The following is a 23,955-nucleotide window of genomic DNA, read 5'->3' on the forward strand; positions in this document are numbered from 1 at the left end:
TGACGAAGTTGGGAAGGCTTTGGCCGATCTCGAAGGGTATGCAACATGGCCCGGCTTGTCTTTGTGGCGCCCGGCTGGCAGTTTCGGGGCTGACTCCCTCAAAAGGCGTCTTCTCCGTCAGGATTCATCGGTCCTGGCTGGAAGTACGCTGTCCCGGATTGCCAAATGCCCTTTTCCATCGCCACCTGGAACATCAACTCCGTGCGCCTGCGCATGCCGATCGTCGAACGCCTGCTCGATGAGTACGCCCCCGATGTGCTGTGCCTGCAAGAGACCAAGGTTCCGGACGAACTGTTCCCGGAAAAGGCATTCCGCAAGCTCGGCTACGGGCACATCGCCTTCCATGGACAGAAGGGCTATCACGGCGTCGCCACCGTGGCGCGGCGGCCGATCGAGGTGGTCGAAAAGCGCCGTTTCTGCGAGATCGAGGATAGCCGGCATTTGTCGGTGACTGTGCGCGCCGGCGGCAAGACGATCCTGCTGCACAATTTCTACGTCCCGGCGGGCGGCGACGAACCGGATCCCGAAATCAACAAGAAATTCAAGCACAAGCTCGATTTCGTCGCGGAGATGAACGCCATCCGCGCCGAGCACAACGAGGTGTCCGCTTCGGTGCTGGTCGGCGACCTCAACATCGCGCCGCTCGAGCACGACGTCTGGTCGCACAAGCAATTGCTCAATGTGGTCAGCCATACGCCGGTCGAGACCGAAAACTTCGAGGCGATGCGGCTGGCCGGCAACTGGGTCGACCTGATGCGGCTCAACGTGCCATCGGACCAGAAGCTCTACACCTGGTGGAGTTATCGCGCTCAGGACTGGGAAGCGTCGAACCGGGGCCGGCGGCTCGACCATGTCTGGTCGTCGCCCAACCTGGTGCCGGATTTCGCCGGTTACGAAATCCTGAGGGCGGCACGCGGCTGGGACCGCCCCTCGGACCATGTGCCTGTCATTGCACGGTTCGACCTGGATTAGACCGGAGGCCAAAGGGGTCGTTGAATGGAGATAGTGGCAGCACGAGAGCCGGATGTGACATCGGCGGCCGACTGCCTGGCGGCTGCCTTTGCCGATGATCCGCAGATGGCTTTTTTCTTCTTGGGCGATCCTGCGCAGCGTCAGGCGCTGGTGACGGAGTTCTTCTCGATCCTGATGGCGGCGCGCCTGGCGCTTGGAATGCCTGTGCTGCTGTTAAAGAGCGAGGGTCGCATCCTTGGTGCGGTGATGGGCTATGATACGCGGCGGCCTGAATGGCTTCCAGCTCACCAACAGAGATGGGCTCTGCTTCAGCAAAGGCAGGAATCGATGGCTTCGCGCTTCGAGAGGGCTGACGCCATCAGTGAAGAATACAAGCCGCGGAAACCGCATTTCTACCTTGGCGTCCTTGGCGTTCACCCCTCAATGCAGGGAAAGGGGGCTGGCGGCGCGCTCATCAAGGCTTATTGCGATCTTGCCGAAAGAGATCCTGTCTCGGCAGGGACGTTTCTCGAAACCGCACGACGCAGGAATTTGGCTTTCTATGAACGTTGCGGGTTTCAACTCCTCGGCCAAGGTGAACTTGGGCCCGGGAAGCCATTCTGGTGCCTGTTCCGGCCAAAAGCCGTTCGAGACGGCAATTAGACCTACCCGTCAAACCGCGGCCCCAGCTCCTCGATGCGGGCGATCAAGGCTTGGAAATCGTCGAGGATGCGCTGGTGCAGTTTCACCGCCACCTCGGGATACTCCTCCAGGATGCGGCGGAACATCTTGCGGCTGAGGCGGATCACTTCCGAGTCGATTTCGGCCGACGCGCTGGTCAGCCGGTTGGTGTCGGCGATCAATGCCAGTTCGCTGAGCATCGTGCCGGGGCCGGCCTCGCCGATCGGGATGCGTTGGCCATTCTGCTCGCGATAGAGCACGATGCGCCCGCTGACCACGATATAGGCCGAATCGGCCTCGTCATCCTCGCGGTAGAGCTTGTGGTCGGCCCGCACCACGGTGGTCTCGGCGCCGAAGGCGAGCAGGCGCAGTTGTTCCTGCGTGAAACCCTCGAAGAGCCTCACGGCGGACAGGATGCGGATGTCGTCATCCAACGCCATCTCTAGCTGCGTCCCCGAACGGTCAGTCCAATCCCTCCTTCAGAGCGCCGCGCATCTCCTTGGACGCGCAAAGGACGCTCTGCCATTTTCAATTTTGCGCATCGTGCTTTCCAAAAATCGAAGCGATTTTTGGGCCGATGCGCGGTCGATCCCGAATACCCTCCAACAGGATCGTACCCGACAGCGGTCCCGCCCAGACCGCGCATTGGATAATGAAATGTTTAAGGAACCAGCTTGTAGCCGCCGCTTTCTGTCACAAGAATTTCCGCATTGGAAGGATCGCGCTCGATCTTCTGGCGCAGACGATAGACATGGGTTTCCAGCGTGTGCGTGGTGACACCGGAATTGTAGCCCCAGACCTCCTCGAGCAGCACGTCGCGCGTCACCACTTTCTGGTCGGCGCGATAGAGATATTTGATGATCGAGGCTTCCTTCTCCGTCAGCCGCACCTTGCCGCCGCGCGGGTCGATGAGCAGCTTCTGGCTGGGTTTGAAGGTGTAGGGGCCGACCGAGAACGTGGCGTCCTCGCTCTGCTCATGCTGGCGCAACTGGGCGCGGATGCGCGCAAGCAGCACCGCGAAGCGGAAAGGCTTCGTCACATAGTCGTTGGCGCCGGCCTCGAGACCCAGAATCGTGTCCGAATCGGTGTCGTGGCCGGTCAGCATGATGATGGGCGCCTTGTAGCCGCCCTTGCGCAGGATCTTGACGGCCTCGCGGCCATCCATGTCGGGCAGGCCGACATCCATGATAAGCAGGTCGATGAGGCCGCCGCGTGCCGCCGTGACGCCTTTTGCCGCAGTCGCTTCCTGCTGCACGTCGAATTCCTCGTAGAGGGCGAGTTGCTCGACCAACGTGCCGCGCAGGTCGTCATCGTCGTCGACGATCAGGATGGTGCGTGAAGTCATGGATCAATCCGTTGTTTTGAAAATGAAATTCAGTTGACCGCTGCGTATTTATGCGGAAGCTGGCCGACACAATAGCCGATCACAGTGATTTGTTCAGTGGCACGATCATACAAGAAAAAACACGATCGCAATGCAGCCGGCGCAATTTTGGTAAAACGGCTGCGCGTGCTGACCGTGCGGGCGAGGCCCGGCCACCCCAGCCAGGGCCTTTTGCAGGCCGGCAATGCGGTGTTTGCCTGCGCGTTGGGGCATGGCGGCATCTCGGCCGACAAGCGCGAGGGCGACGGCGCCACGCCGCTGGGCTCGATGCGGATCCTGTCGGGTTATTTTCGGGGAGATCAGTTCGCCGGCGGTCGCCGGACGCGTCTGGCGATGACGCCGATCGGGCCCGATCTCGGCTGGTGCGAGGTTCCTGACGACCGCAACTACAACCGTCCGGTCAAGATTCCCTACCGCGCCAGCCACGAACGCATGCGGCGCGACGACGATCTCTATGATGCCTGCCTGGTGCTCGACTGGAACATCGCGCCACGCCGCAGGGGGCGCGGCAGCGCCATCTTCTTCCACTTGGCGCGTCCCGGTTTCACACCGACGCAAGGCTGCGTCGCGGTGAGCGCACGCACGATGGCGCGGTTGCTGCCGCTGCTGTCGGCCCGGACGGTGGTCAGGGTGGTGAGGTAGGAAAGGGCAGTAGGGCAGTAGGGCAGTAGGGCAGTAGGGCAGTAGGGCAGTAGGGCGTGTCTTCCGGTGCCGCCTTGCATTTCCCCTGCTGCCGTACTGCCTTACTCCCCTATCCCCTCCTCCGGGGCTGCTGCCAGCCGATGTCGAGCAGACCCAGCCGGCCGATCTCGCGGTCCATGGCGCGGGCGATGTCCTTGCGCCCGGCGCCGATGTCGCGCAGCTGGTGATCGGACAGGTCCTCGACGTTCTGGTGAGGAAGGTTGATCGCGACCCTGGCCTGACGCAGCCAGTCGCGGATCGCCGACAGCCGTGCCGGCCGGGCGGTACAGGCGGGGTGAAGAGCGATGTGAGACATGGTGTGATCCGTTCTTCCTGACTTCAAATCCGGTTTGATGGTGTTTCAGTGCGTGCATCATGCCGGATTGAAATCCTGGAAGGAAACGAGTAGTTTTTTCTCAATCATCAAGTTTTATTTGAGGATTGAGGCGCCATGGAACACTTTTCCCGGGTTACGCGCTGATGGCAACCCTGCTGCCGGGAACGCGGGCGTTGAGGACGCTGGAGGCGGCGGCGCGTCACCTCAATTTCACTCGCGCCGCCGACGAACTTGGGCTGACGCCGGCGGCAGTCAGCCACCAGATCAAGGAAATCGAGGATCAGCTCGGCATCGTGCTTTTCACGCGCACCAGCCGCACCATCCGTCTGACGGAGGCGGGCACGGTGCTGTTCGAGGCCGCGACCGACACGCTCGACCTGCTTGGGCGGGCCGTCATGCGGGCGCGCAAGATGGCACGCGGGACGGAGTTTCTGAAGGTAACGCTGGATGCCCAGTTCGCGGCGAAATGGCTGATGCGGCGCGTCGAGGATTTCCGCAAGCAAAGGCCGGGGATCGAGCTCAGGTTCGACATCGCCTACGGGCTGCGTGATTTCGACCTGGATGATGTCGATGTCGGCATCCGCTTCGGCGCCGGCAAGTATCCGGGGCTTTGCGCGCACCGCCTGTTCGACAACATCATCATCCCGGTGTGCAGCCCAGGCCTGCTGGCGTCCGGGCCACCGTTGCGCGAACCGCGCGACCTCTTCCTCCACACGCTCGCCCATATCGAATGGGCGCGGCAGGGGGTGACATGGCCGAACTGGCGCATGTGGATGGCGGCGGCCGGTGTCGACGATTTCGACGACAGCCGCACCGTTGTCTTCGGCACCTCCACGGATGCGGTCCAGGCGGCGCTCGACGGCAACGCCGTCGCACTCGCCGATTTCGCCATGGTGGCGAACGACCTTTCCGAAGGCCGGCTGGTGCAGCCCTTCGCGCTCAGCATCAAGGTCGCGCCCGAATACGCCTATTTCCTGGTCTATCCCCAGGGGATGGTTGACGACCCCCGCATCGTCGCTTTCCGTGAATGGATACTGGAGGAAGTGGCCAGGACGCGAACGACGGACAAGGCATAGATCATCACGGCCAGATTGAGCTCACGACCTGGCATTGTGGCCGAAGATCATGCGGGTGTATTTCTTCCACTTCCATTTCAGGCTTTTGTACAGAAGCGAATGCGGCTTGCCGGAAACGGACGTGTGGAATGCGCCATTTTCGCTTCCCTGTTCAGCGATCGGCCGTTCGAACCACAACATTTCGACCCCCAGCTCTTCGTCCATCTGTTCGATTTGGTGGTCGATCGCCGTGAAGATCTTGTTGCGGTCGACCCAGGCGCAGCGCGCTTCCGCCACCGGCCGGGTGATGAGATAGGAATCGGCACAGCGCGCATGCAGTGCCGGGTAGAGCCTTTGACCCTTCCGCAGTTTCCAGCTCGGTGTGTAGTAGTTGCTGCCATTGCCGAGATAGATGACGGCCTTGCGCTTGGGGCTGCCGAGCTCGGCCAGTCCCTGCCGGAACTTGGCGACGAAGTCGCGGGCGAGGAACACGTCGTCCTCGAACACCAGGCAATAAGGCTGGTCGGTCTCGAGGAAATCGCGCCAGATGCCGACATGCTTCAGCGCCAGCGAGACGGCCGGAGGGTGGGTAAAGGCCGGCGCGATCAACTCGTCGCGGATCTCCGGCGTGATGTCGGCCTGATCCCAGTCGGTATAGAAATAGACCGGCACGCCGCGCCGCTCGAATTCGCGGACAATGTGGCGGCGCCGGTCGTCATAGCCCTGTTTGACGTGGCAGACCCGGGTGAACACCAGGTCGCGCGGGAAACCGGACTCATCTGCCATCGTCAACCCACTCTCAGCTTGCCGCGGCACCGAACCAGCCGATCACCGCACCGATGATCAACAGCACACCCAGCCAGTGACCGCCATCGATGAGGGTCAGGTCCCAGCCGAAATTCTCGTAGCGATGATTTACCGACAGCGTTGTCGCGATGAAACCCAGCCACAGCACGAAGCCGAAGACAAGCCCGGCAAGCAGTGTCGGCTCACCGCCGGTCATCGCGCCGACGACCAGGGCCATGATATAGGCCATGACCAGTTCGGCGATGAAGCTGATGACGAAAGGCAACGGCGATTTCTTCATCGTCGCCGGATCGAGCCTGGCCGCCTTCAGCCACGCTTTGCTCAGGGCCATGTACCAGGCGGCTCCGAACAGCCAGGCCAAGACGGCGGCGGCGATCGCCGCCAGCCAGTTCACTGCCGAAAAATCCATGAGCTTGCCCCTCCGATGCGGATTTTATGGAAACGCCTGTTCGGCGGTGGCGTCAAGCAAAGCGCCAGACGGTGGTGCGCTTGACCAGCGAATCCTCCAGTGCCCGCGTGACGGCGACCTCATAGACCGCAAGCGGTTCCAGCCCTGATCCTGGCAGATACGACCGGCCGGGATCTCCCACGAGGATCTCGGCGCCACGCGCCTTGAGCGTTGCGAACCACGGCATCAGGCGGTCGGCGAAGGATCTGTCGTAGAAAACGTCACCGGCGAGGATCACATCCCAGCCCGCATCGGTGCCGATGCAGTCCATGCCTAGGAAATCGACGCCGACGCCATTGGCCTCACCATTGAGACGTATGGCGGTGGCGCAGAACGGATCGATGTCGGCGGCGGTCACTTGGGCAGCACCCGCCCTGGCGGCGGCGATCCCGACAAGGCCGGAACCCGAGGCGAAGTCGAGCACGCGCTTGGCCCGCACCGTCTCGGGATTGTCCAGGATATAGCGGGCGAGGCCCTGGCCGCCGGCCCAGGCGAAGGCCCAGAAGGGTGGCGGCAGGCCGATCTCGACCAGTTCGTCCTCGGTGCGCTGCCAAAGATCGTGCGCTTCATCGGCAAGATGAAGCAGAATCTCAGGTACATGCGGCGGCGCCATCAGCGCGGTGTTGTCGAGGATGAACTGCCTGGCGCTGTGCGGGGTGAGGGCGGTCACGGAGCCGGCGTCAAGCCGCCCATGCGGCAGACTTCCTTCCATTCGGCCGGGGTGACCGGCTGCACGGAAAGCCGTCCAAGCCGCACCAGCGCCATCTCGGCAAGCTTCGGGTTGGCCTTGATCTCCGCCAGCGTCGGCGGGTTGGGGACATCCTTGAAAGCGCGGACATCGACGCACTCCCAACGCGGATCGTCCGACGTGGTGTCGGGATGGGCGAGCGCGCAGACCTCGGCGATGCCGACCACGTTCAGCCCCTCGTTGGAATGGTAGAAGAAGCCGAGATCGCCGATCTGCATGGCCTTCATGTTGTTGCGGGCGGCGTAATTGCGTACGCCATCCCACTGCGTGCCGGCTTTGCCCTTGGCCTTCAGCATCTCGAAGGAGAACTTGAACGGCTCCGATTTGAACAGCCAGTAGTTCATTTCTTCTCTCCTTGCGGCCCTGCTGCGAGCGACCGAGATTAACTAGCCGCCGGCTTGTTGAACGTCCAGTTCCACGGGCGGATTTCGACGTTTTCGAACAGTCCGGCCTTGGCATAGGGGTCGGCGGCCGACAGGGCCTGCGCTCCCGCCAGATCCGGCGCCTCGACGACCACGAGGCTGCCATTGGGCTTGCCGTCGGCATCGAGGAACGGACCGGCAAACGCCAGTTTCTTGTCGCCATTCAGCCCCTCGAGAAAGGCGACATGCTCGGGCCGCGTGTCGAGGCGCACCTGCAGGCTTCCCGGCTTGTCCTTGCAAATCAAAGCAAACAGCATGGTTTTTCTCCTGGTCTTGGGGTCGAGATTTGGCGGATTGGGATTTGGGGGATCAAAGTCGTGGGGATCAATCGTTGGTTTCGGTCTTCAGCGGCCGGGTCATCAAGGCCGTCACAGCCTGGCGGATGGTGATGGTGCCGTCCAGTATGGCAGCGACTGCGGTGATGATCGGGGCGTCGATGCCGCGTTCGGCGGCGATGCGAGCGGCGATCGCCGCGGTCGGCACGCCTTCCGCCAGCGGCAGTCCGGAAAGCGACTTGCCCTGCCCGAGCGCCAGCCCGTAGGCGAAATTGCGCGATTGCGCCGACGAGCAGGTCAGCAGCAGGTCGCCAAGGCCGGAAAGCCCCATCAGCGTCTCTGGCCGGGCGCCGAAGGCGGCGCCGATGCGGCGCAGTTCGACGAAGCCACGCGTCACCATCGCGGCCTGGGCGCTGGCGCCGAGCCCGGCGCCGGTGACGGCACCCGCGGCAATCGCAAAGACATTCTTCAGGGCGCCGCCGATCTCGACGCCGATCAGGTCGTCGCTCGAATAGCAACGCAGATTCTCCGCGGAAAAGCGGGCAGCGAGGTCGGCCGCCAGGGCCTCGTCGCCGGCGGCCACCACTACCGCTGTCGGCAGGCCTCGGGCGACATCGGTGGCGAAGCTCGGGCCAGACAAGGCGGCGACAGGGTTTCGCGGCAGGATCTCGGTGACAATCGCCGACAGCAAGGAGCCGGTGTCGCGCTCGATGCCCTTGGCGCAGAGAACGAGCGGGATGCCGTCCGGAATATGGTCCTTCGCGGCCGCCAGCGTCGCCCGCAAGGACTGCGCCGGTGTCACCGCCAACACGCAATCGGCACCGGCGAGCGCCGCCCTGATGTCCGATGTCGCTTCGATGCCGGGCGCAATCGCGATGCCGGGCAGGTAGCGCGGGTTCTGGCCCCGGCCGATCGCGGCCACGGTTTCCGGATCGCGCGCGAAGAGCCGCACCGCATGTCCGGCGCGCAGCATGGCCAGCGCCAGCGCCGTGCCCCAGGCGCCGCCGCCGAGCACGGCGACACGCCAGCCGCTTTTGCCTGGATTGTTCCTGGCTTCACCCGTCATGCCTTGGCTCCGCGCCGGCCGGAGCCGACCATCGGCGCCGAGATGCTGTCCAGCGGCCAGCGCGAACGCGGCACGAAATCGAAGCCGTTCTCCTGCGCCATGCCTTCGCGCAGGCGCTCGATCCCGGCCCAGGCGATCATCGCCGCATTGTCGGTGCAAAGTTTCAGCGGCGGCGCGACAAAGGTGAAACCGGCCTGGGCGCAAAGCCGCTCCAGCGTCGCCTTGATCGTGCGGTTGGCGGCGACGCCGCCGGCGACGACCAGCGCCGGGTTCCTGGTGCCGGGAAATGTTTCGCTGAACCGTGCCAACGCGCGCGATACACGGTCGGCAAGCGCATCGGCGACCGCCGCCTGGAATGAGGCGCAGATGTCGGCGACGTCCTGGTCGCTCAGCGGCTCGATCGCCGTGGCGGCCTGGCGCACGGCGGTCTTCAGGCCGGAGAAGGAGAAATCGGGCTGCGCCGATCCCTTCATCGGCCTGGGAAAGGCAAAGCGCATGGGGTCGCCGCTCCGTGCCGCCTTCTCGACATTCGGGCCGCCGGGATAGGGCAGGCCGAGCATCTTGGCGGTCTTGTCGAAGGCTTCGCCGAGCGCGTCATCAATGGTGGTGGCCCAGCGCTGATAGTCGCCGACACCGCGCACGGCCAGGATCTGCGTGTGACCGCCGGAGACGAGCAGCAGCAAATAGGGAAACTCGAGCCCGTCGGTCAGCCGTGCCGTCAAGGCGTGGCCCTCCAGGTGGTTGATGGCGATCAGCGGCTTGCCCGCCGCCGCGGCGATCGCCTTGGCCGTCATCAGCCCGACGATCAGGCCGCCGACCAGGCCGGGGCCGGCGGTGGCGGCGATGGCATCGATATCGGCAAGGGCCGTGCCCGAATCGGCAAGGGCCGCCTCGACAATGCCGTCCAGCGCCTCGACATGGGCGCGCGCGGCAATCTCGGGCACGACGCCGCCGAAGGCGGCATGCTCCTCGATCTGGGAAAGCACGACGTTGGACAGGATTTTCGGCGCGGCATCGCCCTCGAGCGCCACGACACTGGCGGCTGTCTCGTCGCAACTCGTCTCAATGCCCAGAACACGGATCAATTCGTCGCTATCCCAAGAGATTGTTTATCGGGCCTTTCCCCGTTAGGAGAAAGCCCGAAAAGGCCTCGGTTATTCCAGCCGCGTTTCCGCGACGCCAGGTGGCTCCACTTGGCTGCAAAATGCTCTGGCCGGGGGTTATCACGGACCGCGCGCCATGCAAACAACCTTGAAAATCGGAACACGCGGCAGCCCGCTGGCGCTCGCCCAGGCGCATGAAACGCAGGCGCGTCTGATGGCGGCGCATAAAATGCCGGCGGATGCCTTCGAGGTTGTCGTCATTTCGACGAGCGGCGACCGCATCCAGGACCGTCCGCTGTCGGAGGCCGGCGGCAAGGGCCTGTTCACCAAGGAGATCGAGGAAGCCCTGCTCGCCGGCGCGATCGACATCGCCGTCCATTCGTCCAAGGACATGCCGACGCAATTGCCGGACGGCCTCGAGCTCTCCGCCTTCCTGCCGCGCGAGGATGCGCGCGACGCCTTTGTCGGCAAGGCGGTGAAGACGATCGCCGAACTGCCGCGCGGCGCCAAAGTGGGCTCTTCATCGCTCAGGCGGCAGGCGCTGATCCGCCGCATGCGGCCGGATCTCGACGTGGTGATGTTCCGCGGCAATGTGCAGACGCGGCTGCGCAAGCTCGACGAAGGCGTCGCGGCTGGAACCATCCTCGCTTATGCCGGGCTGAAGCGGCTGGGGCTCGAACATGTCGCCACGGATTTGATGCCGCTCGAGATCTTCCCGCCGGCGCCCGGCCAAGGCGCGATCGGCATCGAGACGCGCATCGGCGATCGCGCTGCCGAGAGGATGCTGGTGGCGATCCACGATGTGCCGACCGGACAGGCACTCGCCTGCGAGCGCGCCTTCCTGGCGGCGCTCGACGGTTCCTGCCGCACGCCGATCGCCGGCTATGCGGCGATCGATGCCGGAAAACTCACCTTCGCCGGCCTGATCATCTCGCCCGACGGCACGCAGTCGCACACGGTCGAACTGCAAGGAGCAGCACAGGATGCCGCCCGCATCGGCGATGAGGCCGCGCGGACGGTGCGGGCCAAGGCCGGCGAAAAGTTCTTCGACGGCTGGGTCTGAACATGCTTCGCGTCCTGGTGACCAGACCGGAACCGGGCGCCTCGCGCACGGCCCGGCGGCTTCAGGACACAGGCTTTCAGCCGGTTCTCCTGCCGCTGACTGAAACGGCGACTTTGCCTGTCGATGCCGGGCTGATTCCAGATGACGCTGTCGCCGTTGCCGTCACCAGCGCCAATGCCTTGCGTCATGCCCCCAGGGAAGTGATCGCGGCGCTCGCCGCCCTGCCTTGCCACGCCGTAGGCGCCAGGACCGGCGAAGCGGCTCGCAAGATGGGGTTCTCGTCGGTCGTTGAAGGCGCCGGCGATGCCGAGGCGTTGGCCGATAGCCTTGCGACCGCGTTTCCCGGCAAGGCAATCGTCTATCCCTGCGGCCGCGTGCGGTTTCCGCTGTTCGAGCAGAGGCTGGAAGCGGCTGGGGTCCTGGTTCATGCCATGGAGACGTATGACACGCTTCCGGTGCGGCATTCGGATGGTACCATCCTTGCGCTTATGTCCGGCCGGCCGGTCGATGCGGTGCTGCTCTATTCGGCCAAGGCGGCCGCCGCGATGCAGGTTCTCGCCACACGGCCTGCCTTGCAAGGCGTCTTTGAAAAGACACGCTTTTTCGCTCTTTCCGCGCGTATCGCCGCTGCATTCGACGACAGTGGCGGCAAGGCAATCCGCGTCGCCGAGGAGCCCGATGAGGGAGCCCTGCTGGCACTTTTGCCGGCGCCCCGCTGACCCGCGTCATCACACCGCCCCTTTTCACCGCTTGGTGATGTGCTAGACCCTTTGTGAACCATCACGCGCCGCCAGGCGTTGAGACGAAGCGAATTTTGCGGAGCCAGGCATGGTCAAGACGCCGAAGATGCGACACTCGAAAAGCCGCCGCGAGCCGGTGACCATCGATCTCGAACCCGGCGCCGTCTCCCGTATCGTCGACGAGGATGCCGCGAAGTCGCCAGCGACAAGCGAAGAAGCCCAGGCCGCGGAAGGGTCTCAAGCGGAGATTCCCGAGGAGCCGGTGCATGCCGACCAGACCGACCTTGAACCCTGGGAACACGCCGATGCCGCCGGGCAGGCCGGGACAGAGCCGCCCGTGGAGGCCAAAGCCGCTGGGCCGGAGCTGCCCTATCCCGGTTCGGATGCACCGTCCGACGCCGCCAAGGCCTCGGACTACAATTTCGAGGACGCGTCGGCGAAGCGCGCCGACAACAGCAAGGCAAGAACCGAGACACGGGGCGAAAAAATGGCGCCGACTCCTCCTTCGGCAAGGCGTGGCGGCGTCAACGGCATTGCCGCCGGCCTTATCGGCGGCGTCATCGCGCTGGTCGGCGCCGGCGGCCTGCAGTTTGCGGGCCTGCTAGGCGCGCCCGGTTCCGGCACCGGCGTCTCACTCGACGGCGTCAATGGCGAGATCGCCTCGCTGAAGAGCGAAATCGCCGGCTTGAAGGAAACCGGCGGCAACAATGACGCGGCGGCCAAGATGGTCGGGCTTTCCTCGGGTCTGGAGCAGGTAAAGGCCGATGTCGCGGCGCTGAAATCGGCGGTCGAGCAGGGTGGCGCCGGGCTTGCCGCACTCGGCGACAAGGTCAAGCAGATCGAAACCGCGCTCGCCGCTCTCGGCAAGGCCGGCAGCGCCGCACCTGTCGATCTCGGGCCGCTCAACGAAAAACTGGCCGATCTCGAGGCGCTGGTGAAATCAACAGACGAGGCGGCGAAGGCCAGGGATGGCCGGCTGACCGCGCTGGAGCAGTCGGTGTCGCAGCTTTCCGGCAAGGTCGAGGCGGCTGCGGGTCAGCCCAAGATCGCGCTCGCCATTGCCGCGTCGGCCTTGAAGTCGGCGCTCGAACGCGGCGCGCCGTTCTCGGCGGAACTCGATACGCTGGCCGCGATCTCTCCCAACGCGCCTGAACTCGCGACCTTGCGGCCCTATGCCGAAAAGGGCGTTCCGACCCGCACCGAGATCGCCTCGCAGATGGATGCCGCCGCCAATGCCATGGTCGCCGCCGCCACGCCGGTCGACCAGAATGCCGGCTTCCTGCAGAACCTGATGTCGAGCGCCGAATCGCTGGTCAAGGTCCGGCCGATCGGCGCCGTCGAGGGTATGGGCGCACCCGAAACCGTGGCGCGCATGGAAGTGGCGGTCACCCAGGGCGACTATGCCAAGGCGCTCACCGAGTATAATTCGCTGCCTGAAGCGGCGAAGGCCGCGGGCGCCGACTTTGCCGGCAAACTGAAGGCGCGCATCGAGGTCGAAACCCAGGTCGACGCCCTGATCTCCGGCGCGATGAAGGCATGAGGGCAACACGATGATCCGCCTGCTCGCCTTCCTCATCGTCGTCTTTGCGCTCGGGCTGGGCTTTGCCTGGCTGGCCGACCGGCCGGGCGACATGGTCGTCACCTTCAACGGCTATCAGTACCAGGTCAGCCTGATGGTGGCTGCGGTGGCCATCGTCGCCGTCGTCGCCGCGGTGATGATCCTGTGGTGGCTGGTCAGGTCGCTGTGGAACAGCCCCTACACCATCTCGCGTTATTTCCGCGTGCGCCGCCGCGACCGCGGCTACCAGGCGCTGTCGACCGGCATGATCGCCGCCGGCGCCGGCGATGGCGCGCTGGCCCGCAAGAAGACCAAGGAAGCGGCTAAACTGATCCGTTCCGACCAGGAGCCGCTGATCCATCTGCTCGAGGCGCAGGCGTCGCTGCTCGAAGGCGACCATGAAGGCGCGCGGCAGAAATTCGAGAGCATGCTCGACGATCCCGAAATGCGGCTGCTCGGCCTGCGCGGGCTTTATCTCGAAGCCGAACGGCTGGGCGACCGCAATGCCGCCCGCCACTATGCGGGCCGTGCCGCCGCCGTTGCGCCGCAACTGGCCTGGGCGGCCGAATCGACGCTCGAGGAGTTGACGGCGCGCGGTGACTGGGACGGCGCCTTGAAGCTGGTCGACGCGCAGAAGTCGACGCGGCAGATCGAACGCGACGCCGCCAGCCGCCGTCGCGCCGTGCTGTTGACCGCCAAGGCGCAATCGCTCGCCGACAGCGATCCCGCCGCCGCCAGGACGGCGGCGCTGGAGGCGAACAAGCTCAGGCCGGATTTCGCGCCGGCCGCCGTCGCCGCCGCGGCAGCGCTCTTCAAGCAGAACGATGTGCGAAAAGGCTCCAAGATCCTGGAGACGGCGTGGAGGGCCGAGCCGCATCCCGAGATCGCCGAGCTCTATACCCATGCGCGTCCGGGTGACGCCGTGCTCGACCGGCTCAACAGGGCGAAGAAGCTGCAGGAGATAAAGAAGAACCACGCCGAATCCTCGATGACGGTGGCGCGTGCGGCGCTCGACGCGCAGGATTTTTCGACCGCCCGCAGCGAAGCCGAGGCCGCGATCCGGATGGACCGCCGCGAGGGGGCGTACCTGCTTCTGGCCGATATCGAGGAGGCCGAGACCGGTGACCAGGGCAAGGTTCGGCAATTGCTCTCCAAGGCTTTGCGGGCACCCCGGGACCCGGCCTGGGTGGCCGACGGCGTCGTGTCGGAACGCTGGGCGCCGGTGTCGCCGGTCACCGGACGGCTTGACGCCTTCGAGTGGCGCGCGCCGATGGAGCGGCTTGGCCAGTTGATCGACAGCCGTGACGATGCGCCTGACGCCGCCGTGCCGGTCATCGAAGCGCTGGCGAAGCCGGCCAGCGAAAAGCCGATCGACGTGATCGATCATGCCGCCCCGGCCAATGAGGTGAGGGGCAAGGACGTCGAGAGCCGCGAGGACCATGTTACCCCGGTCACGGCGGCTGCGTTCGCGGCGGTGCCATCCGATGCCGAGGCCGTGGAGCCGGCGGAGGAACTGACGCGCCTGCCGGACGATCCCGGCGTCGATCCGGACGACGAGGCGGAGAAGTCGCCGCGCCGGTTCCGGCTGTTTTGATTTGGGCAGGCCCGGTGGGCCGTTTGGGAATGGATTGATGTTCGAACGCGTTCTGTCGTTTCTCAGGGACCTGCCGGCCGGCGCCGGCGCGCATGCCAGCACGGACGATCCTCGTGTCGCCGCCTCGGCGCTGCTCTACCATGTGATGAATGCCGACGGCGTGCGCCAGGACGTCGAGTGGGAGCGGTTCAAGGCGGTGCTGGCGGAGAGCTATTCGATCAGTGGCGCCGAACTGGAAGCGCTCGCCGCCGCCGGCGAACGCGCCGACAACGAGGCGATCGATCTCTACGCCTTCACCAGCGTGCTCAAGCGCCATCTCGACGCCGAGGGGCGCAAGGCGTTCATCGGCCTGATGTGGGAGATCGTCTATGCCGATGGCGAGTTGCATGAGCTCGAGGACAATACGGTTTGGCGTGTCGCCGAGCTGATCGGCGTCGAGCGCCATGACCGGGTCGAGGCGCGCCGCAAGGCGGCGGCGCATGCGCCGGGCGCACGTGGAACATCCAGCGACGAATAGACGGGATCTCGCCTACAGATGCCGCACGGAACGCGTTCGAAGCCAAAAATCCTGATCGTGCTGCATCAGGAGAATTCGAGCCCCGGACGCGTCGGCCACATGCTCATCGAAGAGGGTTTCGAGCTTGACATCCGCCGGCCGCCGCTGGGCGACGCCTTGCCGGAAACGCTGGATGGCCATGCCGGCACGGTGGTGTTCGGCGGGCCGATGAGCGCCAATGACGAGGACGAGTTCGTCCGCCGCGAGACCGACTGGCTGGAGATTCCGCTCAGGGAGAACCGGCCATGTCTCGGCATCTGCCTCGGCGCGCAGATGCTGGTCAACCATCTCGGCGGCAAGGTCGAGGGGCACGGCGAAGGGCTGGTCGAGATCGGCTGGTATCCGCTCAAGGCGACCGAGGCCGGCAAGAAACTGATGCACTGGCCCGAAATGGTCTACCAGTTCCACCGCGAGGGCTTTTCGCTGCCGAGCGACGCGACGCTGCTGGCGACGGCCGATACCTACCCCAACCAGGCCTTCCGCTACGGAGACAATGCCTGGGGCATCCAGTTCCATGGCGAACTGACCCGGGTGATGATGCAGCGCTGGGTGGTACGCGGCGCGCATCGCTTTGAATTACCGGGCGCGCAGCCCGGCCGCGACCATCTCGGCGGCCGGCTGATCTGGGATATGCACCTGAAGCGCTGGCTGGACGAGTTTTTGCGGATGGTTTTTGGCCAACCGGCGGTGAGGCAGAGCAAAACCCAATTGCGTTGAACCGCCGGGCTTGGCCCAAGAGCGGCTGAGAGCGGACGTTGTCCATTCGAAGTCGTCGCGGCCACACCGTGTGCTTCTATCGAGTTGTGTTCGACGAGAGCGGTTTCACACCTCGTTACCTGCGTTCTCGTCGGATCCATCCCCACGCTTGCGCCCCCGCTTTCGCGAGCAGCAGCCTGAACCATCTCAGGGCCCAGACCGGGGACGTGCGGACAGCGGCGCGCCACCAGCGACGGTAGTCGGGTATGTCGACAAGGGCGTGCCATGGTTTGCTGGGGCCTGAGAAATGCAACAGCCAAGGATCGCGACGCTGCAGTGCCGTGGCGGCCATATCGGCATGGCAGCGACGTGGCTCGCGCTCGAGGAACCACACCATGCTGTTCCAGCGCGGGTCCAGCAGAACGACGCGGCCTCTGAGCAGCAGGTTTATCGCATCCTGATCACGCCAGCGGAACCTATGGGGATGGTCCATTACAAGTTGCCCCGCCCGCTCGCCGAACCGTTCGCGACGAAGGGCGGCAAGGTCAAGCAGCAGCATGCCGGAGTTGACATAGGCGAAGTTGTCGAGGTCCCAGCCGAGCGCGTCGCGGACATGGAGGATATAGTCGGGTCGCCCGGTAACCCTCTCCTCGGCTATGGCCGCGTGCAGGCCCAAGTCCTGTACGGCGCCCACCACTGCATCGCCAAGATCGGCGGCGAGCAGCGGCCGGATGTCCGCTACCGCAAGGATGTCCGCATCGAGATATAGAACGCGATCCAGGTCGGGAAGGAACTCGCCGAGTTGCAGCCGCAGCAACGCCGCTGGGGTAACGTGGTCGAAGAGCCCTATATTCCGAAACCGGTTCTCGACATAGTGCACGAAAAGGCGGTGTGGGGTCACACGCAGCGTTTCCAGGCGCCGGGAGCGGCGACTGGGTGGCTCGCCATAAAATACATGAAACGCCAATGGTGGCCCGGGCGAGAGATGGGCCAGCACCGAAGCGATCGTCACCGCCGCCTGGTCGACATTTCCACCGTCGACACAAAGGGCGACGCTGAGACAGGTGGTCATCTTCATCCGCCCCAAGCGAGGGCTCCATCCGATCGCCAGAGCCGGCACGAGCGGCGTACCCGATTCGGGTTTCTCCTGGAAAGCGCCGGAAAAGACGCCGGCAACGGAACGTCGACCGCGGGGAAAGTGGACGCGCCGGACAATGTCGATTTCCCACGCACTCAAGCCGACCTTCCACGTATAGCCGACATGTTTGCCGGATTGGCGCCTATCTCAGCCATTGCCGGCGCAAGCCGATTGCTCGGGGCAGCGACTCACATACGGGGTTGAATCAGTTGCGCCCGTTCAAATGCCGCACCTTCCTTAGCGCCGGAAACAGGTACGCCCACAATCCGGCAACCGCGATGGCGCCGACGCCGCCGATGACCACCGCCGGCACGGTGCCGATCAGCGCCGCCATGGTGCCGGCGCGGAATTCGCCGACTTCGTTGGAGGCGCCGACGAAAACCTGATTGACGGCGTTGACGCGGCCGCGCACCGCGTCCGGCGTCCACAACTGGATCAGCGTCTCCCTGATGTAGACGCTGAACATGTCGGTGGCGCCGAGGAGCGCCAGCGCGACGATCGACAGCCAGGTGACGGTGGACAGGCCAAACAATACGGTGCAGGCGCCGAATGCCGCGACGAAGCCGAGCATGATCTTGCCGGCATTGTCACGAAGCGGATGCCCGGCGAGCCAGATGGCGACGCAGATGGCGCCGATACCGGGGGCCGAGCGCAACAGGCCGAGGCCCCAGGGACCGAGTTCAAGAATATCGCGCGCATAGACGGGCAGCAGTGCCGAGGCGCCGGACAGGAGCACGGCGAAGAGGTCGAGCGAGATGGCGCCGAGCACGATCTTCTCGCTCCAGATGTAGCGGAAGCCGGCAAACAGCGTCTCCATCGTCGGCTTGTCGGTGGCGGTCTGCTGGGCGGGCTTGGGAATGGTGAAGATCAGCAGGCCGGCCACCAGCATCAGCACGGAGGCGACAGCGTATGCGGCTTCGGCCGAGACGCCATAGAGCAGGCCGCCGGCGACCGGTCCGATGATCGTCGCCGTCTGCCAGGCGGAGGAGTTCCACGCGATCGCGTTGCCGAAATCCTCCGGCGGCACCAGATTGGCGAACAGCGACGACGAGGCCGGTCCGTAAAAGGCGCGCGCCATGCCGAACAACGCCAGGACGACGAAGATCGGCAGCGGACTGACAAGGCCGTGCAGCGTGAAGTACAGGAGCACGAGCGCACAGCTTGCCTCGACCACCGTAGCCAGAGCCATGATCAGGCGGCGGCCGAATCGGTCGGCGACGACACCCGTGACAAGCACCAAAAGCAGCGACGGCAGGAACTGGACAATGCCGACAATGCCAAGGTCGAAGGGATCGCGCGTCAAATCATAGATCTGCCAGCCGACGGCGACGGAGACGATCATGGTCGCGAAAGTGGTGAGAAAGCGTGCCGTCCAGTAGCTGAGGAAGGCTTTGTGCCGGAAGGCGGCGTAGCGCTGCTCCGGCGAAGTTTTTACTGATGTCATGGAATGAGGCCCCGTTGCGATTGCACCGGCTGGCGGGGCACTTCCCGAATGGGCGCTGTTCCGGCCAATGAAACTTAGTAAAGTTCGGCGCGCATATGCGTTAAAATCGGTGCAGGATCAAGGGACCTTGCACCTTTTCCTTCTACCGCACGAGGAAGTTACTGCCGCAGCGTCGCCGAAATTGCTTCGAGCCCGCCTTTCAACTCGGCTTCCGTCGGCCAGCCGAAGCCGATCCGGAAGAAGCGCTTTTCCATCTCGAACCAGTGGCCGGGTCCGACATAGGCGCCGTGGTTCTCCAGCAGGTTCGCGTAGAAGCGGTCGAGGTCGAAGCCGGGTTCGACATTGAGGCGCGGGAAGCCGACGACACCGCCTTCGGGCCGCACCCAGTCGACCAGCGGTTCACGGTCGATCCAGGCCTGGACGATATCGCGGCGCTTGGCCATCTCGGGCAGCAGCGCAGCCAGGAACGTGTCCCGGCGCTCCAGCATGCCGCGCGCAATGCCTTCGTCGATGACGCTGCCGCAGATGCCGATCTGCTCCTTGGCGGCGAGGAATGTCTCCTGAAGGGCGGCATCCCTGGTGACCAGCCAGCCGATGCGGATGCCGGGAATGCCGAAGGCCTTGGACAGCGACGAGACGCTGATCGCCTTCTTGCTCAGCGAGGCCGCCGACGGCAGACGCCTGCCATAGGAAAGATCGCGATAGGTTTCGTCGACCAGCAAATGGCAGTTGTTGGCCTCGGCGAGCGCCACCAACGCGTCGAGATCGGCGCGCGACATCATCGTACCGGTCGGGTTGTGCGGGCAGGTGACGCTGATCAGTTTCGTGTTCGGCCGGATTGCCGCCTTGATGGCGTCGACATCGATGGCAAATCCGTTCTCGAAGGCGAGGTCGACAAAGCTGATGGCGCAACCGATCGCGCGTGGCGTTTCGATGTTGGTGGCGTAGTTGGGCCTGATGACGACGAGATGGTCGCTCGCCGACAAAAGCGAAGTCGAGATGATGAACAGCGCGCCGGCGGCACCGGCGGTGACCAGCACGTCATCGGGCGAAATGCCGGCATCCTGCGCCGCGACCAGCGCGCGCAAGTCCTTGTCGCCGCGATGCTCGCCATAGAACAGCGTCAGATCCGGCAGCGACAGGCCGATGTCGGAAAGCTTCTGATCGGCGATCGAGCTTTCGGAGAGATTGTAGCGGATACGGTCGTAGCCGTATTCCTCCGGTGCTTCCTTCTCGATCACCATCCTGGTGTAGTTCATGGCTTCGCTTCCCCCAAAACCTGTCCGGTTCATCCAAGCCACAAAAACGTGAAGCCTGCCAAGGCGAATTCGCCGGCAGGCTTCTGTTCCAGTCGTCCTAACGATTGGCTCAGGACCGATCTTCTCAGGCCGAAACCTTGGCCTTCCGGCCCTTGGCCTTGACGGGCACCACTTCGACGGCCTTGCGGCCGAGGCCGATCGACTTCGCCAGTTCCGAGCGTGAGGCCGCATAGTTGGGCGCAACCATCGGATAGTCCGCCGGCAAGCCCCATTTGGCGCGATAGGCGTCCGGCGTCAGGCCGAAATGCACGCCGAGATGGCGCTTCAGCGATTTGAACTTCTTGCCGTCCTCGAGGCAGATGATGAAATCCGGCGTCACCGACTTCTTCGGGTTGACAGCGGGAACCAGGGGGACCGCCACCGGCACGGCCGGCTTTCCGAGCCCGCCGATCGAGGTGGCGACGCTGGCGATGAGGTCGGCAAGGCCGGAGACGGGCAGGCGATTCTTCTCGACGTAAGCGGACACGATATGGGCGGTCAGCTCGAGAAGGTCGATGTCTTTGCGAGCGTCGTTGCTATCGTCGGTCAATGTTTTCCTCCGTCTGTGGCACACGGCCTCGAAAATCAGAATCGTTTTCGACGGCACGAGGCACAAATCAAAAATGCTGAAGCGTCTTAAGCGTATCCATTGGAGCACGCCGGGCGGTGCGGCGAAATTCCTAGTCGGCAAATCTGCATAACGCAATGATTTAGCGCGCCGTCACACGCTATTTTGAACAACTATACTAAACTGTAATAATATCAGACGATCAAGGCCTTGTCTCGCCACAGACGAAATCCACCTTCGAAGGCGCGTGTGTTGTCACCGCGCCTGGACTCGGCCGGCAACTCGTCGAGCTTGTCGACATTGCCGCCGCCAATGATGACATAGTCTGGCTGCAGGGCGGCGCGCAGCCGGTTGACGACGTCGAAGACGTATTTGCGCCACTTCTTCTTGCCGTGCTTTTCCAAGCCGCGCTCGCCGACATAGTCCTCGAAGCTCCGGCCTTTCCGGTAGGGAAGATGGGCGAGCTCCATCGGCTGGCCGACATTGTCGAAGACCATCGCCGCACCGAGGCCGGTACCGAGGCCCAGGAACAGCATGCGCCCGCCTTCATAGCTGCCGATGGCCTGCATCAGCGCATCATTGACCACCTTCACCGGCTTGCCGAACTGCGCGGCGAAATCGAAGCCGGCCCAACCCTTGCCGAGATTCATCGGGTCGAGCACCGGCTTGTTGTGACGCACCGGGCCCGGATAGCCCATCGATATGACGTCGTAGGGGAGGCCCTCGGCGAGCTTCTTCACCTTGTCGATCATCTGCTGCGGCGTCAGGTCCGGGCCGGAATCGTCCCGGCGCTCCGTGCCGCCGGCGCTGGTCAGGATCTTCACATGCGAGCCGCCAATGTCGATCGCCAGCACGATCTGCTCGGGGCCGGCTGCTGCTTGCTTCACCGCCTTGGCCATCGGGTCGCCTCCGCTCATGCCACCGGGTCGATCCAGCCATTGGGCGGCCCGAAGCCGGCCATGGCGTCGGCCGGCCCCCATGTCTTCGGGTCGTAGAGATGCGGCGGCGTGGTGTCGCCAAGTACCGGTCCGACGATGCGCCAGGCGAGCTCGGCGGCGTCCTGGCGGGTGAAGAGCTGGCCATTGCCGTTCATGGCATCGCCGATCAGGCGCTCGTAGGGCGGCATGTCGGCCTTGCTGTCGTCGAGCGCCGTCAATTCCACCTGCTCGCCGACCATGTCGTCGCCGGGCGCCTTGCGCTGCGCGCCGATGGCGATCACCACCTGCGGATCGATGCGGAAACGCACGTAATTCTGGTCGGCGGGCTTGATCGGATCGAAGACATCGAGCGGCGGGCGCTTCAGCCGCACCACCACCTCGGTGACATGCACCGGCATGTTCTTGCCGGCGCGGATGAAGAACGGCACGTCCTGCCAGCGCCAGGTGTCGACGAAGAAGCGCACCGCCGCGAAGGTCTCCACCGGCGAGTTCGGCTTGACGCCGGGCTCGGCGAGGTAGCCGGTGAACTGGCCGCGCACGACATCGTCCCTGGTCAGCGTGCGGATCGCGCGCAGCACCTGCACCTTCTCGTCGATCAGGTCGTCGGCGGAGCGCCCGACCGGAGGTTCCATGGCGAGCAGCAAAAGGATGTTGAGCAGGTGGTTCTCGATGACGTCGCGGATGCAGCCGACATCGTCATAGAATTTACCGCGGCCCTCGACGCCGAAATCCTCGGCCATGGTGATCTGCACGCTCTCGACGAAGTTGCGGTTCCAGATCGGCTCGAGGAAGGAGTTGGCGAAGCGGAAATAGAGCAGGTTCTGGATCGCTTCCTTGCCGAGATAGTGGTCGATGCGGAAGATCGACTGTTCGTCGAACACCAGATGCAGCACGCGGTTCAGCCAGCGCGCCGATTGCAGATCATGGCCGAAGGGCTTTTCCACCATCAGCCGCGCGCCATGCGCGGTGCCCGACTGTTCCAGGCCTTGCACGACAGTCTCGAACATGGTCGGCGGCACCGCCATGTAGTGCAGCGGACGCTGGGCGCTGCCGAGTGCGGTCTTCAGCTTCTCGAACGTGGCCGGGTCGCGATAGTCGCCGCTGACATAGCGCAGCAGCGAGGCGAACTTGGCGAAGACTTTCTCGTCGATCTTGCCCAGCGCATTGACGATGCCGTCGCGGGCGCGGTCCTGCAACTGCTTCAAATCCCAGGCGTCGAAGGCGACGCCGATCACCGGCTCGGTGAGCGTGCCCTTGGCGACCATCTGGTAAAGTGCCGGAAATATCTTCTTGTGGGCAAGGTCGCCGGTCGCTCCGAAGAGCACCAGCGTGTCGGACCGTTCCTGGCTCATGCGTGCGTCTCCCGCTGTGGCATCACTGGCCAGCCTTTGGCTTCTCGACATGGCCGCCGAAGGCATAACGCATGGCGGACAACAGCTTGTCGGCGAATTCGGATTCGCCTTGCGAGGAGAAGCGGTCGAACAAGGCCGAGGACAGCACCGGCGCCGGGACGCCGGTATCGATCGCCGCCTTCAGCGTCCAGCGGCCTTCGCCCGAATCCGAAACGCGCCCGCCGAAATTCGCCAGGCCCGGATCGCTCTTCAGCGCGCCGGCGGTGAGATCGAGCAGCCAGGAACCGATGACGCTGCCATGCCGCCAGACCTCGGCCACCTGGGGAAGGTCGATGTCGAACTGATAATATTGCGGGTTCTCCAGCGGGCTGGTCTCGGCGTCCGCCGTCCGTTGCCGCTTGCCGGCATTGGCCGATTTCAGGATGTTCATGCCTTCGGCATAGGCGGCCATGACGCCATATTCGATGCCGTTATGCACCATCTTGACGAAGTGGCCTGCGCCGCTCGGTCCGCAATGCAGGTAGCCGAAGGGCGCGGTCCCGGCCGCCTTGTCGGGAGCGGGCGAGCCGGCATCGGCGCCCGGCGCCAGCGTGGCGAAGACGGAATCGAGGTGCTGCACCGCCACGTCCGGGCCGCCGATCATCAGGCAGTAGCCACGCTCCAGTCCCCAGACACCGCCGCTGGTGCCGACATCGACAAGATGGATACCCTTGGCTGCCAGTTTCGCGGCCTGGTCGACGGCGTCGTGATAATAGGAATTGCCGCCGTCTATGACGATGTCGCCGGGCTCCATCAGCGCCGCGACCTGATCGATGATCTTGCCTGTTATCGCGGCCGGCAGCATCAGCCAGACACAGCGCGGCTTGGCGAGCTTGCCGACGAATTCCGTGAGGGAAGCCGCCCCCAGGGCGCCGTCGCTCACCAGGGCCGCGACGCTGGCGGGGTTGATGTCGTAGACGACGCATTCATGGCCGTCGCGCATCAGGCGGCGGACCATGTTGGCGCCCATCCGGCCCAGTCCCATCATTCCGATCTGCATGGTTTCGTCCCGA

At 64.5% G+C, this 23,955-nt stretch carries 27 protein-coding genes; 10 read left to right on the forward strand and 17 right to left on the reverse strand.

What is annotated here, in order from left to right:
- The first annotated feature begins 165 nt into the window (after positions 1-165).
- Both EB815_RS05735 and EB815_RS05740 read left to right on the forward strand, forming a co-directional pair.
- Positions 166-972, forward strand: coding sequence for an exodeoxyribonuclease III (locus EB815_RS05735; protein ID WP_056574724.1), 807 nt, complete (start codon positions 166-168; stop codon positions 970-972).
- Positions 973-996: 24 nt separating this feature from the next.
- Entirely contained in the window at positions 997-1,614 is a 618-nt protein-coding gene (locus tag EB815_RS05740; protein ID WP_056574728.1) for a GNAT family N-acetyltransferase, read from the forward strand.
- Positions 1,615-1,616: 2 nt separating this feature from the next.
- Here the strand turns inward: EB815_RS05740 and EB815_RS05745 are convergent, their stop codons facing one another.
- Positions 1,617-2,072, reverse strand: a complete 456-nt coding sequence (locus EB815_RS05745) for a cyclic nucleotide-binding domain-containing protein (RefSeq protein WP_056574730.1) — start codon at positions 2,070-2,072, stop codon at positions 1,617-1,619.
- 221 nt (positions 2,073-2,293) lie between these two features.
- A complete protein-coding gene (locus EB815_RS05750) occupies positions 2,294-2,977 on the reverse strand; it encodes a response regulator transcription factor (protein WP_056574733.1) in 684 nt (227 codons plus the stop codon).
- A 144-nt stretch (positions 2,978-3,121) separates the two neighbouring features.
- Between EB815_RS05750 and EB815_RS05755 the strand changes: the two genes are divergently transcribed.
- Positions 3,122-3,658, forward strand: coding sequence for a L,D-transpeptidase family protein (locus EB815_RS05755; RefSeq protein WP_171883343.1), 537 nt, complete (start codon positions 3,122-3,124; stop codon positions 3,656-3,658).
- Positions 3,659-3,767: 109 nt separating this feature from the next.
- Here EB815_RS05755 and EB815_RS05760 read toward each other — a convergent pair whose 3' ends face one another.
- Positions 3,768-4,013 (reverse strand): hypothetical protein, encoded by a 246-nt coding sequence (locus tag EB815_RS05760; RefSeq protein WP_056574740.1) that lies wholly within the window; start codon positions 4,011-4,013, stop codon positions 3,768-3,770.
- A 164-nt stretch (positions 4,014-4,177) separates the two neighbouring features.
- Here EB815_RS05760 and gcvA point away from each other — a divergent pair, with 164 nt between their 5' ends.
- Positions 4,178-5,110 carry a transcriptional regulator GcvA gene (gcvA, locus tag EB815_RS05765; RefSeq protein WP_056574743.1) on the forward strand — a complete coding sequence of 311 codons (933 nt, stop codon included), beginning with the start codon at positions 4,178-4,180 and terminating at the stop codon, positions 5,108-5,110.
- Between the two features lie 21 nt (positions 5,111-5,131).
- Here gcvA and EB815_RS05770 read toward each other — a convergent pair whose 3' ends face one another.
- The 7 genes from EB815_RS05770 to tsaD form a co-directional block, all read right to left on the reverse strand.
- A complete protein-coding gene (locus EB815_RS05770; protein WP_056574746.1) occupies positions 5,132-5,875 on the reverse strand; it encodes a glycosyltransferase family 25 protein in 744 nt (247 codons plus the stop codon).
- Positions 5,876-5,888: 13 nt separating this feature from the next.
- Entirely contained in the window at positions 5,889-6,305 is a 417-nt protein-coding gene (locus EB815_RS05775) for a DUF1761 domain-containing protein (protein ID WP_056574749.1), read from the reverse strand.
- Positions 6,306-6,357: 52 nt separating this feature from the next.
- On the reverse strand, positions 6,358-7,014 hold the full coding sequence (locus EB815_RS05780; RefSeq protein ID WP_056576411.1) for a class I SAM-dependent methyltransferase: 657 nt from the start codon (positions 7,012-7,014) through the stop codon (positions 6,358-6,360).
- Positions 7,011-7,436, reverse strand: a complete 426-nt coding sequence (locus EB815_RS05785) for an EVE domain-containing protein (protein WP_056574751.1) — start codon at positions 7,434-7,436, stop codon at positions 7,011-7,013. Before EB815_RS05785 ends, EB815_RS05780 begins: the two co-directional genes overlap by 4 nt.
- A 38-nt stretch (positions 7,437-7,474) precedes the next feature.
- On the reverse strand, positions 7,475-7,771 hold the full coding sequence (locus EB815_RS05790) for a YciI-like protein (protein ID WP_056574754.1): 297 nt from the start codon (positions 7,769-7,771) through the stop codon (positions 7,475-7,477).
- A gap of 67 nt (positions 7,772-7,838) precedes the next feature.
- Positions 7,839-8,855, reverse strand: coding sequence for an NAD(P)H-dependent glycerol-3-phosphate dehydrogenase (locus tag EB815_RS05795; RefSeq protein ID WP_056574756.1), 1,017 nt, complete (start codon positions 8,853-8,855; stop codon positions 7,839-7,841).
- Positions 8,852-9,937: a tRNA (adenosine(37)-N6)-threonylcarbamoyltransferase complex transferase subunit TsaD gene (gene tsaD / locus EB815_RS05800; RefSeq protein WP_171883344.1), complete on the reverse strand. Its 1,086-nt coding sequence runs from the start codon at positions 9,935-9,937 to the stop codon at positions 8,852-8,854. Before tsaD ends, EB815_RS05795 begins: the two co-directional genes overlap by 4 nt.
- 157 nt (positions 9,938-10,094) lie before the next feature.
- Here tsaD and hemC point away from each other — a divergent pair, with 157 nt between their 5' ends.
- The 6 genes from hemC (at position 10,095) to EB815_RS05830 (ending at position 16,186) form a co-directional block, all read left to right on the forward strand.
- Positions 10,095-11,021, forward strand: a complete 927-nt coding sequence (hemC, locus tag EB815_RS05805; protein ID WP_065005476.1) for a hydroxymethylbilane synthase — start codon at positions 10,095-10,097, stop codon at positions 11,019-11,021.
- A 2-nt stretch (positions 11,022-11,023) separates the two neighbouring features.
- Positions 11,024-11,740 carry a uroporphyrinogen-III synthase gene (locus tag EB815_RS05810; RefSeq protein WP_065005477.1) on the forward strand — a complete coding sequence of 239 codons (717 nt, stop codon included), beginning with the start codon at positions 11,024-11,026 and terminating at the stop codon, positions 11,738-11,740.
- A 109-nt stretch (positions 11,741-11,849) separates the two neighbouring features.
- The gene (locus EB815_RS05815; RefSeq protein WP_065005478.1) at positions 11,850-13,301 is read left to right on the forward strand and encodes a COG4223 family protein; all 1,452 of its coding nucleotides are present in this window, start codon (positions 11,850-11,852) and stop codon (positions 13,299-13,301) included.
- 10 nt (positions 13,302-13,311) lie between these two features.
- Positions 13,312-14,913, forward strand: coding sequence for a heme biosynthesis protein HemY (locus tag EB815_RS05820; protein ID WP_065005479.1), 1,602 nt, complete (start codon positions 13,312-13,314; stop codon positions 14,911-14,913).
- A gap of 37 nt (positions 14,914-14,950) precedes the next feature.
- Positions 14,951-15,430 carry a TerB family tellurite resistance protein gene (locus EB815_RS05825; RefSeq protein ID WP_056574771.1) on the forward strand — a complete coding sequence of 160 codons (480 nt, stop codon included), beginning with the start codon at positions 14,951-14,953 and terminating at the stop codon, positions 15,428-15,430.
- Between the two features lie 18 nt (positions 15,431-15,448).
- The gene (locus tag EB815_RS05830; protein ID WP_065005480.1) at positions 15,449-16,186 is read left to right on the forward strand and encodes a glutamine amidotransferase; all 738 of its coding nucleotides are present in this window, start codon (positions 15,449-15,451) and stop codon (positions 16,184-16,186) included.
- Positions 16,187-16,301: 115 nt separating this feature from the next.
- Here EB815_RS05830 and EB815_RS05835 read toward each other — a convergent pair whose 3' ends face one another.
- The 7 genes from EB815_RS05835 to gnd all read right to left on the reverse strand — a co-directional run bounded on the left by EB815_RS05835 (position 16,302) and on the right by gnd (position 23,942).
- Positions 16,302-17,402 carry a glycosyltransferase family 8 protein gene (locus EB815_RS05835; protein WP_155772499.1) on the reverse strand — a complete coding sequence of 367 codons (1,101 nt, stop codon included), beginning with the start codon at positions 17,400-17,402 and terminating at the stop codon, positions 16,302-16,304.
- Positions 17,403-17,508: 106 nt separating this feature from the next.
- Positions 17,509-18,747 (reverse strand): MFS transporter, encoded by a 1,239-nt coding sequence (locus EB815_RS05840; protein ID WP_065005482.1) that lies wholly within the window; start codon positions 18,745-18,747, stop codon positions 17,509-17,511.
- A 158-nt stretch (positions 18,748-18,905) separates the two neighbouring features.
- Positions 18,906-20,006: an aminotransferase class I/II-fold pyridoxal phosphate-dependent enzyme gene (locus EB815_RS05845; protein WP_065005483.1), complete on the reverse strand. Its 1,101-nt coding sequence runs from the start codon at positions 20,004-20,006 to the stop codon at positions 18,906-18,908.
- Between the two features lie 124 nt (positions 20,007-20,130).
- Positions 20,131-20,595, reverse strand: a complete 465-nt coding sequence (locus EB815_RS05850; RefSeq protein WP_065005484.1) for a MucR family transcriptional regulator — start codon at positions 20,593-20,595, stop codon at positions 20,131-20,133.
- Positions 20,596-20,807: 212 nt separating this feature from the next.
- Positions 20,808-21,512: an ROK family protein gene (locus tag EB815_RS05855; RefSeq protein ID WP_065005544.1), complete on the reverse strand. Its 705-nt coding sequence runs from the start codon at positions 21,510-21,512 to the stop codon at positions 20,808-20,810.
- Positions 21,513-21,526: 14 nt separating this feature from the next.
- Positions 21,527-22,903 carry a glucose-6-phosphate dehydrogenase gene (zwf, locus tag EB815_RS05860; RefSeq protein ID WP_065005485.1) on the reverse strand — a complete coding sequence of 459 codons (1,377 nt, stop codon included), beginning with the start codon at positions 22,901-22,903 and terminating at the stop codon, positions 21,527-21,529.
- Positions 22,904-22,925: 22 nt separating this feature from the next.
- Positions 22,926-23,942, reverse strand: coding sequence for a phosphogluconate dehydrogenase (NAD(+)-dependent, decarboxylating) (gene gnd, locus EB815_RS05865; protein ID WP_065005486.1), 1,017 nt, complete (start codon positions 23,940-23,942; stop codon positions 22,926-22,928).
- Positions 23,943-23,955 lie beyond the last annotated feature (13 nt).

Source organism: Mesorhizobium loti (assembly GCF_013170705.1).
GTDB lineage: Bacteria > Pseudomonadota > Alphaproteobacteria > Rhizobiales > Rhizobiaceae > Mesorhizobium > Mesorhizobium loti_D.

Excerpts from the sequence above, each read along its gene's own strand:
- EB815_RS05735 (WP_056574724.1), top strand. The coding sequence starts at position 166 with ATGCCCTTTTCCATCGCCACCTGGAACATCAACTCCGTGCGCCTGCGC.
- EB815_RS05740 (WP_056574728.1), top strand. The coding sequence starts at position 997 with ATGGAGATAGTGGCAGCACGAGAGCCGGATGTGACATCGGCGGCCGAC.
- EB815_RS05745 (WP_056574730.1), bottom strand. The coding sequence starts at position 2,072 with ATGGCGTTGGATGACGACATCCGCATCCTGTCCGCCGTGAGGCTCTTC.
- EB815_RS05750 (WP_056574733.1), bottom strand. The coding sequence starts at position 2,977 with ATGACTTCACGCACCATCCTGATCGTCGACGACGATGACGACCTGCGC.
- EB815_RS05760 (WP_056574740.1), bottom strand. The coding sequence starts at position 4,013 with ATGTCTCACATCGCTCTTCACCCCGCCTGTACCGCCCGGCCGGCACGG.
- gcvA (WP_056574743.1), top strand. The coding sequence starts at position 4,178 with ATGGCAACCCTGCTGCCGGGAACGCGGGCGTTGAGGACGCTGGAGGCG.
- EB815_RS05770 (WP_056574746.1), bottom strand. The coding sequence starts at position 5,875 with ATGGCAGATGAGTCCGGTTTCCCGCGCGACCTGGTGTTCACCCGGGTC.
- EB815_RS05775 (WP_056574749.1), bottom strand. The coding sequence starts at position 6,305 with ATGGATTTTTCGGCAGTGAACTGGCTGGCGGCGATCGCCGCCGCCGTC.
- EB815_RS05785 (WP_056574751.1), bottom strand. The coding sequence starts at position 7,436 with ATGAACTACTGGCTGTTCAAATCGGAGCCGTTCAAGTTCTCCTTCGAG.
- EB815_RS05790 (WP_056574754.1), bottom strand. The coding sequence starts at position 7,771 with ATGCTGTTTGCTTTGATTTGCAAGGACAAGCCGGGAAGCCTGCAGGTG.
- EB815_RS05795 (WP_056574756.1), bottom strand. The coding sequence starts at position 8,855 with ATGACGGGTGAAGCCAGGAACAATCCAGGCAAAAGCGGCTGGCGTGTC.
- hemC (WP_065005476.1), top strand. The coding sequence starts at position 10,095 with ATGCAAACAACCTTGAAAATCGGAACACGCGGCAGCCCGCTGGCGCTC.
- EB815_RS05810 (WP_065005477.1), top strand. The coding sequence starts at position 11,024 with ATGCTTCGCGTCCTGGTGACCAGACCGGAACCGGGCGCCTCGCGCACG.
- EB815_RS05815 (WP_065005478.1), top strand. The coding sequence starts at position 11,850 with ATGGTCAAGACGCCGAAGATGCGACACTCGAAAAGCCGCCGCGAGCCG.
- EB815_RS05820 (WP_065005479.1), top strand. The coding sequence starts at position 13,312 with ATGATCCGCCTGCTCGCCTTCCTCATCGTCGTCTTTGCGCTCGGGCTG.
- EB815_RS05825 (WP_056574771.1), top strand. The coding sequence starts at position 14,951 with ATGTTCGAACGCGTTCTGTCGTTTCTCAGGGACCTGCCGGCCGGCGCC.
- EB815_RS05830 (WP_065005480.1), top strand. The coding sequence starts at position 15,449 with ATGCCGCACGGAACGCGTTCGAAGCCAAAAATCCTGATCGTGCTGCAT.
- EB815_RS05840 (WP_065005482.1), bottom strand. The coding sequence starts at position 18,747 with ATGACATCAGTAAAAACTTCGCCGGAGCAGCGCTACGCCGCCTTCCGG.
- EB815_RS05845 (WP_065005483.1), bottom strand. The coding sequence starts at position 20,006 with ATGAACTACACCAGGATGGTGATCGAGAAGGAAGCACCGGAGGAATAC.
- EB815_RS05855 (WP_065005544.1), bottom strand. The coding sequence starts at position 21,512 with ATGGCCAAGGCGGTGAAGCAAGCAGCAGCCGGCCCCGAGCAGATCGTG.
- zwf (WP_065005485.1), bottom strand. The coding sequence starts at position 22,903 with ATGAGCCAGGAACGGTCCGACACGCTGGTGCTCTTCGGAGCGACCGGC.
- gnd (WP_065005486.1), bottom strand. The coding sequence starts at position 23,942 with ATGCAGATCGGAATGATGGGACTGGGCCGGATGGGCGCCAACATGGTC.